This is a genomic window from Bacillus sp. CDB3 (assembly GCF_002081505.1).
GTDB classification, from domain to species: domain Bacteria; phylum Bacillota; class Bacilli; order Bacillales; family Bacillaceae_G; genus Bacillus_A; species Bacillus_A cereus_AT.
The window spans coordinates 71,548-80,553 of the sequence record NZ_ALBR01000094.1 but is presented as its reverse complement, the minus strand read 5'-3'; the positions used below and the strand labels follow the sequence as shown (position 1 = coordinate 80,553).

Genomic DNA, 9,006 nt, shown 5'->3' with positions numbered 1-9,006 from the left:
TGGCAATGATTTTTTGTGCTCCTGATTTTCCGAATGCTCCTAAAATAATACCTAAGATAGGAAGCATTATTTCTATCATAAGTATATATTTAAAATAATGAGAGTAGAAAATATAAATAAGTATTCAATAACTACAGCAATTATCGCGATAGAGAAACATAAATAGGATAATAGTACAGTTATTTTTTTCACGGTTATTCCTCCTTAGAAATTAAATGATTATAATATAAGTTCTATTGATGTATAGAATACAAGAGTGTATATACTTTGGTTGAAACATACTGAAGTAAATTATACGTAAAATAGATCTCTAGAAATATATATTCTAATTTCCTTTCCTTCTTGCATATAGTTGCAATTCTCCTTTTGAATATAACTAAAACACGAACGTTATGAGTGACTAATAAAAAAACATTCGATTATTTGTTGACATTGTTTATGAAATATTGTTAATATAGCCATAGAAACAATAATATATAAGACCTCATATAATCGCGGGGATATGGCCTGCAAGTCTCTACCTAACGACCGTTATTCGTTAGACTATGAGGGAAAGTCACTCGGTATTTTTCTATTCACAAGGGATACGTATGCCTGAGTAGAGCGCTTTCTCTCATAGTAAAAGAGAAACTGTTCTATTTCAGGCTTTTTTTATTTGAATCGGGGGGATTCTAATATGAAATCACTAGTTGGAGTCATAATGGGAAGCACGTCAGACTGGGAAACAATGAAATATGCTTGTGACATTTTAGATGAATTAAATATACCGTATGAGAAAAAAGTTGTATCCGCTCATAGGACTCCGGATTATATGTTTGAATATGCAGAGACAGCTCGTGAACGTGGATTAAAAGTTATTATTGCTGGAGCCGGTGGAGCAGCGCATTTACCAGGAATGGTTGCAGCGAAGACAAATCTTCCTGTAATCGGTGTTCCAGTTCAATCAAAGGCGTTAAACGGCCTAGATTCATTATTATCCATTGTCCAAATGCCAGGAGGGGTTCCAGTTGCAACTGTTGCAATTGGTAAGGCTGGTTCAACGAATGCTGGATTACTTGCTGCACAAATACTTGGATCATTTCATGATGATATACACGATGCATTAGAGTTGAGACGAGAAGCTATTGAGAAAACTGTGCGTGAAGGTAGTGAGCTAGTATGACGAGAATCATTTTACCTGGAAAAACAATCGGCATTATTGGAGGCGGCCAGCTTGGAAGAATGATGGCGTTGGCAGCTAAGGAAATGGGTTATAAAATTGCTGTTTTAGACCCTACAAAGCATTCACCATGTGCACAAGTTGCTGATAATGAGATTGTTGCATCTTATGACGATCTAAAAGCAATTCAGCACTTAGCAGAGATAAGCGACGTTGTCACATATGAATTTGAGAATATTGATTATAGATGTTTACAATGGCTTGAAAAACATGCGTATTTACCACAAGGTAGTCGATTATTAAATAAAACGCAAAATCGTTTTACTGAAAAGAATGCAATTGAAAAAGCTGGTTTACCGGTAGCATCGTATAGATTGGTTCAAAATGAAAATCAACTTGCAGAAGCAATTACAGAGTTATCTTTTCCTTCTGTCTTAAAAACAACGACAGGTGGATACGATGGTAAAGGGCAAGTTGTTTTAAAGAGCGAAGCTGATGTTGTAAGAGCAAAAGAGCTTACTAATAAAGCAGAATGCATTCTAGAAAAATGGGTACCTTTTGAAAAAGAAATATCAGTTATTGTAATTCGTAGTGTAAGTGGTGAAACGAAAGTATTTCCCGTAGCAGAAAATATTCATGTGAATAACATCTTGCATGAATCTATCGTTCCGGCTCGCATTACAGAAGAGCTTTCTCAAAAAGCAATTGCTTATGCAAAGGTACTTGCGGATGAATTAAAACTTGTGGGAACACTAGCGGTAGAGATGTTTGCTACAGCTGATGGTGAGATTTACATTAATGAATTAGCACCAAGACCTCACAATTCAGGGCACTATACACAGGATGCATGTGAAACGAGCCAATTTGGTCAACATATTCGAGCAATCTGTAATTTACCTCTTGGAGAAACAAATTTGTTAAAACCAGTTGTCATGGTAAACATTTTAGGCGAACATATAGAAGGGGTCCTAGGACAAGTGAATAGACTAACCGGGTGCTATTTACACTTGTATGGAAAAGAAGAAGCAAAAGCGCAGCGAAAAATGGGGCATGTTAATATTTTAAATGATAATATTGAAGTCGCTCTAGAAAAAGCGAAGAGTTTGCATATTTGGGACCATCAAGAACAACTGTTGGAGGGAAAAAGATGATTAATCGTTATACACGCCCTGAAATGGGTGCAATTTGGACGGAAGAAAACAAATTTAAGGCATGGTTAGAAGTTGAGATTTTAGCTTGTGAAGCATGGGCTGAGCTTGGCGACATTCCAAAAGAAGATGTTAAAAAAATTCGTGAGCATGCATCATTTGATATCGATCGTATTTATGAAATTGAAAAAGAGACACGTCATGATGTAGTTGCATTCACTCGTGCTGTATCAGAAACACCAGCATTGGGTGAGGAACGTAAATGGGTTCATTACGGTTTAACATCTACAGACGTAGTGGATACAGCGTTATCTTACATCTTAAAACAAGCGAATGAAATCATATTAAAAGACTTAGAAAACTTTGTAAGCATTTTAGCTAACAAAGCGAAAGAGCATAAATACACGATCATGATGGGAAGAACACACGGTGTTCATGCAGAACCAACAACATTTGGTTTAAAACTTGGTCTTTGGTATGAAGAAATGAAACGTAACGTAGAGCGTTTCAAACAAGCTGCTGATACAGTTCGCGTTGGTAAATTATCTGGTGCGGTTGGTACATACGCGAATATTGATCCATTCGTAGAAAAATTTGTTTGTGAAAACTTAGGATTAGAAGCAGCACCAATTTCTACACAAACATTGCAACGTGATCGCCATGCTCATTACATGTCAACACTTGCACTAATCGCAACATCTATTGAAAAGATGGCAGTTGAGATTCGTGGTTTACAAAAGAGCGAAACACGTGAAGTTGAAGAGGCTTTCGCAAAAGGTCAAAAAGGCTCTTCTGCAATGCCACATAAACGTAATCCAATTGGATCTGAAAATATGACTGGTTTAGCTCGTGTTATCCGCGGTTATATGATGACAGCTTACGAGAATGTTCCATTATGGCATGAGCGCGATATTTCTCATTCTTCAGCAGAACGCGTAATTTTACCAGATGCTACAATCGCGTTAAATTACATGTTAAATCGCTTTGGTAATATCGTTAAAAACTTAACTGTATACCCAGAGAATATGAAACGCAATATGACAAGAACATACGGCTTAATTTATTCTCAGCGCGTAATGCTTACATTAATCGACAAAGGTATGGTACGTGAAGAAGCTTATGATATCGTACAACCTAAAGCGATGGAAGCTTGGGAAACACAAGTACAATTTAAAGAGCTTGTAGAAGGCGATGAGCGTATTACGAGCAAGTTAACGCAAGAAGAAATTAATGAATGCTTCAACTATGAGCATCATATGCAACATGTTGATACAATCTTTGAACGCCTTGGATTAAACGAAGCGTAAAATTTCATATGGCACAGAATAGAGTCATTCTGTGCCATTCTTTATAAAAATATTATTCACATTTTTCAAACTACAGGGGGCTTGCGAAATGCAAAAGCTAGAATTGCTGTATGAAGGTAAGGCAAAAAGAATTTATCGTACAGAATCAGCAGATATGGTTTGGGTAGAGTACAAAGATAGTGCGACTGCTTTCAATGGGGAGAAAAAAGAGACGATTACAGGAAAAGGTCGTTTGAACAATGAGATTACAACTTTATTGTTCAGAAAGTTACAAGAAGTAGGAATAAAAACACATTTTGTAGAGAAGTTATCTGAAACAGAGCAACTTGTTAAAAAAGTGAGTATTATTCCTCTAGAAGTTGTCACAAGAAATGTAATTGCAGGAAGTCTTTCAAAACGATTAGGAATGGAAGAGGGAACTGTACTTGCAGAACCAATCGTAGAATTTTACTTCAAAGATGATGATTTAGGAGATCCGCTTGTAACGGAAGATCATATTCGTGTATTAAACGTTGCATCACCAGAGCAAGTAAGCGTATTACGAGATATGGCTCTACAAATCAATCAAGTGTTGATTGATCATTTCGCAAGCTGTCGTGTAAGATTAGTAGATTTTAAATTAGAGTTTGGTGTAACAGATGAAGGAGAAATCATTTTAGCGGATGAAATTTCACCAGATACTTGCCGTTTATGGGATGAAACGAGCAATGAAAAATTTGATAAAGACGTATTCCGTCGTGACCTTGGAAATTTAACAGAAGCTTATGAAGAGATTTTAAAACGTTTAGGGGGAATTTCACATGTATAAAGTTAAGGTATATGTAACGTTAAGAGAAAGCGTATTAGATCCACAAGGAACAGCAGTAAAAGGGGCACTTCATAGTCTTTCGTTCACAGAAGTACAAGACGTTCGAATCGGAAAATATATGGAATTAACAATTGATAAATCAGTATCTGACCTTGACGCAAAGGTAAAAGAAATGTGTGAAAAACTATTAACAAACGTTGTAATGGAAGACTTCCGTTATGAAGTTGAGGAGGTTGTCGCACAGTGAAATTTGCAGTCATAGTATTTCCAGGTTCGAACTGTGATGTCGATATGTTCCATGCAATTAAAGATGAGCTTGGTGAAGAAGTAGATTACGTTTGGCACGATAGAGAGAATTTAGATGAATATGATGCAATTTTACTACCAGGTGGATTCTCTTACGGTGACTATTTACGTTGTGGTGCTATTTCTCGCTTTGCTAACGCAATGAAAGCAGTGCAAAAAGCTGCTGAGCAAGGAAAGCCAATTTTAGGAGTGTGTAATGGATTCCAGATTCTTGTTGAATCAGGATTACTACCAGGAGCATTAATGAGAAATGAAAACTTAAAGTTTATGTGCCGTACGGTTCAGTTACGTGTTGAAAATAATGAAACTATGTTTACATCACAATATGAAAAAGATGAAGTAATCAATATTCCAATTGCACATGGTGAGGGGAATTACTATTGTGATGAAGCAACTCTTAAACAATTAGAAGAGAATAATCAAATCGCATTCCGTTATGTAGAAAATCCGAACGGTAGCGTTTCAGACATTGCTGGTATTGTAAATGAAAAAGGAAATGTACTTGGTATGATGCCACACCCAGAGCGTGCTGTAGATGAATTGCTTGGTGGTGCTGAAGGGTTAAAAGTCTTTCAATCTATCTTAAAACAGTGGAGGGAAACATATGTCGTTAATGCTTGAACCAAATCCAACACAAATTAAAGAAGAGCGCATATATGCGGAAATGGGGCTAACAGACGAAGAGTTTGCCATGGTTGAAAAGATTTTAGGCCGTCTGCCGAATTATACAGAAACAGGATTATTCTCTGTTATGTGGTCTGAACATTGTAGTTATAAAAATTCGAAGCCAGTACTTCGTAAATTCCCAACGACGGGTGAGCGCGTTCTGCAAGGACCAGGAGAAGGTGCTGGAATTGTAGACATCGGTGATAATCAAGCGGTTGTATTTAAAATGGAAAGCCATAACCACCCTTCTGCAATTGAACCATATCAAGGAGCAGCAACAGGCGTTGGTGGTATTATTCGTGATGTATTCTCTATGGGAGCACGTCCGGTAGCTCTATTAAACTCACTTCGCTTCGGTGAATTACAATCACCACGTGTGAAATATTTATTCGAAGAAGTAGTAGCAGGAATTGCAGGATACGGTAACTGCATTGGTATTCCTACTGTTGGCGGCGAAGTACAATTTGATCCATGTTATGAAGGAAATCCACTTGTAAATGCAATGTGCGTAGGTTTAATTAACCATGAAGATATTAAAAAAGGGCAAGCGCACGGTGCTGGTAATACAGTAATGTACGTAGGAGCATCAACTGGTCGTGATGGTATTCACGGTGCAACATTCGCATCTGAAGAGCTATCTGAAAGCTCAGAAGCGAAACGTCCGGCAGTTCAAGTAGGAGATCCATTTATGGAGAAACTTCTTATTGAAGCGTGTTTAGAACTTATTCAGTCTGATGCACTTGTTGGAATTCAAGATATGGGAGCTGCTGGTTTAACTTCATCTTCTGCAGAAATGGCAAGTAAAGCAGGTATGGGTATTGAAATGTACTTAGATGATGTACCACAGCGTGAAACAGGAATGACACCATATGAAATGATGCTATCTGAATCACAAGAGCGTATGTTAATTGTTGTGAAAAAAGGTAGAGAGCAAGAAATAGTAGATTTATTCGAGAAGTATGGTCTTGCAGCAGTTACGATGGGGAAAGTAACGGAAGATAAAATGCTTCGTTTATTCCATAAAGGTGAAAAGGTAGCTGAAGTTCCAGCAGATGCTCTTGCAGAAGAAGCACCAATTTATCATAAACCATCAAAAGAAGCAGCATACTTTGCTGAGTTCCAGCAGATGAAAATGGAAACACCAAAAGTAGAAGATTACAAAGAAACGTTATTCGCTTTACTACAACAACCGACGATTGCAAGTAAAGAGTGGGTATATGATCAATATGATTATCAAGTACGCACTAGCACAATCGTTACACCAGGTTCAGATGCAGCGGTTGTACGTGTACGCGGTACAGAAAAAGGCTTAGCAATGACGACAGATTGTAACTCTCGCTACATTTATTTAGATCCAGAAGTGGGCGGTAAAATTGCAGTAGCAGAGGCAGCACGTAATATCGTATGTTCTGGCGGAGAACCACTTGCAATTACAGATTGCTTAAACTTTGGTAACCCAGAAAAACCAGAGATTTTCTGGCAAATTGAAAAATCAGTAGACGGTATGAGTGAAGCTTGTCGCACACTACAAACGCCAGTTATCGGCGGGAATGTATCAATGTATAACGAGCGTAGCGGTGAAGCTGTATATCCAACACCAACTGTTGGGATGGTTGGTCTTGTACATGATTTAAAACACGTAACAACACAAGAATTTAAGCAAGCTGGCGATTTAGTTTATGTAATCGGAGAGACGAAAGCTGAGTTTGGTGGAAGTGAATTACAGAAAATGATTCACGGCAAAATTTTCGGCCAATCACCAAGTATCGATCTAGATGTAGAATTAAAACGCCAAAAACAAGTATTAGAAGCAATTCAAGCTGGCCTTGTTCAATCTGCACATGATGTCGCTGAAGGTGGTTTAGCAGTTGCAATTTCTGAAAGTGCAATTGGTGCTAACGGTTTAGGTGCTACTGTGAAATTAGATGGGGAAGTAACGGCGGTATTATTTGCGGAATCACAATCTCGCTTCGTTCTAACTGTAAAACGTGAAAATAAAGAAGCGTTCGAGAAAGTTGTTGAAGCAATTCAAGTTGGAGAAGTAACAAATACAAATGAAGTAACAATTCATAATGAAGAAAATGAAGTATTACTTACAGCAAATGTAGATGAAATGAGAAAGGCTTGGAAAGGGGCAATCCCATGCTTGCTGAAATAAAGGGGTTAAATGAAGAATGTGGCGTTTTCGGAATTTGGGGGCATGAAAATGCAGCACAAGTTTCGTACTACGGATTGCACAGTTTGCAGCACCGTGGTCAAGAAGGCGCAGGCATCGTCGTAAATAATGGGGAAAAAATCGTCGGTCACAAGGGATTAGGTTTAATATCAGAAGTGTTTTCAAGAGGTGAGCTAGAAGGATTAAACGGGAAATCAGCAATCGGACACGTACGATATGCGACGGCTGGTGGAAGTGAAGTTGCTAATGTTCAACCATTATTATTCCGCTTTTCCGATCATAGTATGGCGTTAGCTCATAACGGAAATTTAATTAACGCAAAAATGCTTCGCCGTGAATTAGAGGCGGAAGGAAGTATTTTTCAAACTAGTTCAGATACAGAAGTACTTTTACATCTCATTAAACGTAGTACGAAAGATTCTTTAATTGAAAGTGTAAAAGAAGCTCTAAATAAAGTGAAAGGTGCGTTCGCATATCTTTTACTAACTGGAAATGAAATGATTGTTGCGCTAGATCCGAATGGATTCCGTCCTCTTTCAATTGGAAAGATGGGGGATGCTTACGTTGTAGCATCAGAAACATGTGCTTTTGATGTAGTAGGTGCAACATACATTCGTGATGTAGAACCTGGTGAACTACTTATCATCAATGATGAAGGAATTCACGTAGATCGTTTTACAAATGAAGTAGATCATGCAATTTGTAGTATGGAATACATTTACTTTGCACGTCCGGATTCTAATATTGCAGGTATTAACGTTCATGCAGCACGTAAAAACATGGGGAAACGTTTAGCGGCGGAAGCACCTATTGAAGCTGATGTTGTTACTGGTGTACCAGATTCTAGTATTTCAGCTGCGATCGGCTATGCAGAGGCAACAGGCATTCCGTATGAGTTAGGATTAATTAAAAATCGTTACGTTGGACGTACATTTATTCAACCTTCTCAAGAACTGCGCGAGCAAGGGGTAAAGATGAAGCTTTCCGCAGTAAGAGGTGTAGTTGAAGGGAAACGAGTTGTTATGATTGATGACTCTATTGTAAGAGGCACGACAAGTAAACGAATTGTTCGTATGCTTCGTGAGGCTGGAGCGACAGAAGTTCATGTAAGAATCGCTTCACCACCTCTTAAGTATCCATGTTTCTATGGCATTGATATTCAAACGAGAAAAGAATTAATTGCAGCAAATAATACAGTAGAAGAAATTCGTGAAATAATCGGAGCAGATTCTTTAACATTTTTAAGCGAAGATGGATTAGTAGATGCAATTGGACGTCCATATGAAGGGAAATATGGCGGCCTATGTATGGCTTACTTCAATGGAGACTATCCAACAGCTCTTTATGATTATGAGCAAGAGCTTTTAGAAAGTATGAAATAAGAAGAAAAAAGCTTCTACCTCTTTTGATGTAGAAGCTAGCTTCTTTCTTAAAAC

The 9,006-nt window shown here is 37.9% G+C and carries 8 protein-coding genes, 1 pseudogene and 1 riboswitch; of the genes and pseudogenes, 8 read left to right on the top strand and 1 reads right to left on the bottom strand.

Annotated features, from left to right (window positions below):
• Positions 1-192 (bottom strand): annotated as a pseudogene (locus CDB3_RS32570) (hypothetical protein); the annotation flags it as partial.
• A 272-nt stretch (positions 193-464) separates the two neighbouring features.
• Positions 465-566, top strand: a riboswitch (purine riboswitch).
• Between the two features lie 110 nt (positions 567-676).
• Here CDB3_RS32570 and purE point away from each other — a divergent pair.
• The 8 genes from purE (at position 677) to purF (ending at position 8,952) form a co-directional block, all read left to right on the top strand.
• Complete coding sequence (gene purE / locus CDB3_RS23260) at positions 677-1,162, top strand: 5-(carboxyamino)imidazole ribonucleotide mutase (protein ID WP_002010008.1); 486 nt, start codon at positions 677-679, stop codon at positions 1,160-1,162.
• Complete coding sequence (gene purK / locus CDB3_RS23255; protein WP_128856122.1) at positions 1,159-2,310, top strand: 5-(carboxyamino)imidazole ribonucleotide synthase; 1,152 nt, start codon at positions 1,159-1,161, stop codon at positions 2,308-2,310. Before purE ends, purK begins: the two co-directional genes overlap by 4 nt.
• Positions 2,307-3,614 carry an adenylosuccinate lyase gene (gene purB, locus CDB3_RS23250; protein WP_128856121.1) on the top strand — a complete coding sequence of 436 codons (1,308 nt, stop codon included), beginning with the start codon at positions 2,307-2,309 and terminating at the stop codon, positions 3,612-3,614. Before purK ends, purB begins: the two co-directional genes overlap by 4 nt.
• Before the next feature lie 88 nt (positions 3,615-3,702).
• On the top strand, positions 3,703-4,422 hold the full coding sequence (purC, locus tag CDB3_RS23245; protein ID WP_001170543.1) for a phosphoribosylaminoimidazolesuccinocarboxamide synthase: 720 nt from the start codon (positions 3,703-3,705) through the stop codon (positions 4,420-4,422).
• Positions 4,415-4,669, top strand: coding sequence for a phosphoribosylformylglycinamidine synthase subunit PurS (gene purS / locus CDB3_RS23240; RefSeq protein ID WP_000278821.1), 255 nt, complete (start codon positions 4,415-4,417; stop codon positions 4,667-4,669). The genes purC and purS overlap by 8 nt, the downstream gene beginning before the upstream one ends.
• Complete coding sequence (gene purQ, locus CDB3_RS23235) at positions 4,666-5,349, top strand: phosphoribosylformylglycinamidine synthase subunit PurQ (RefSeq protein WP_000666771.1); 684 nt, start codon at positions 4,666-4,668, stop codon at positions 5,347-5,349. Before purS ends, purQ begins: the two co-directional genes overlap by 4 nt.
• The gene (purL, locus tag CDB3_RS23230; protein WP_128856120.1) at positions 5,333-7,552 is read left to right on the top strand and encodes a phosphoribosylformylglycinamidine synthase II; all 2,220 of its coding nucleotides are present in this window, start codon (positions 5,333-5,335) and stop codon (positions 7,550-7,552) included. The genes purQ and purL overlap by 17 nt, the downstream gene beginning before the upstream one ends.
• Complete coding sequence (gene purF / locus CDB3_RS23225) at positions 7,537-8,952, top strand: amidophosphoribosyltransferase (RefSeq protein WP_071747191.1); 1,416 nt, start codon at positions 7,537-7,539, stop codon at positions 8,950-8,952. The genes purL and purF overlap by 16 nt, the downstream gene beginning before the upstream one ends.
• Positions 8,953-9,006: the final 54 nt, after the last annotated feature.

What these genes read in the sequence shown, in the direction of transcription:
- purE (WP_002010008.1), top strand. Translation starts at nt 677, where the DNA reads ATGAAATCACTAGTTGGAGTCATAATGGGAAGCACGTCAGACTGGGAA.
- purK (WP_128856122.1), top strand. Translation starts at nt 1,159, where the DNA reads ATGACGAGAATCATTTTACCTGGAAAAACAATCGGCATTATTGGAGGC.
- purB (WP_128856121.1), top strand. Translation starts at nt 2,307, where the DNA reads ATGATTAATCGTTATACACGCCCTGAAATGGGTGCAATTTGGACGGAA.
- purC (WP_001170543.1), top strand. Translation starts at nt 3,703, where the DNA reads ATGCAAAAGCTAGAATTGCTGTATGAAGGTAAGGCAAAAAGAATTTAT.
- purS (WP_000278821.1), top strand. Translation starts at nt 4,415, where the DNA reads ATGTATAAAGTTAAGGTATATGTAACGTTAAGAGAAAGCGTATTAGAT.
- purL (WP_128856120.1), top strand. Translation starts at nt 5,333, where the DNA reads ATGTCGTTAATGCTTGAACCAAATCCAACACAAATTAAAGAAGAGCGC.
- purF (WP_071747191.1), top strand. Translation starts at nt 7,537, where the DNA reads ATGCTTGCTGAAATAAAGGGGTTAAATGAAGAATGTGGCGTTTTCGGA.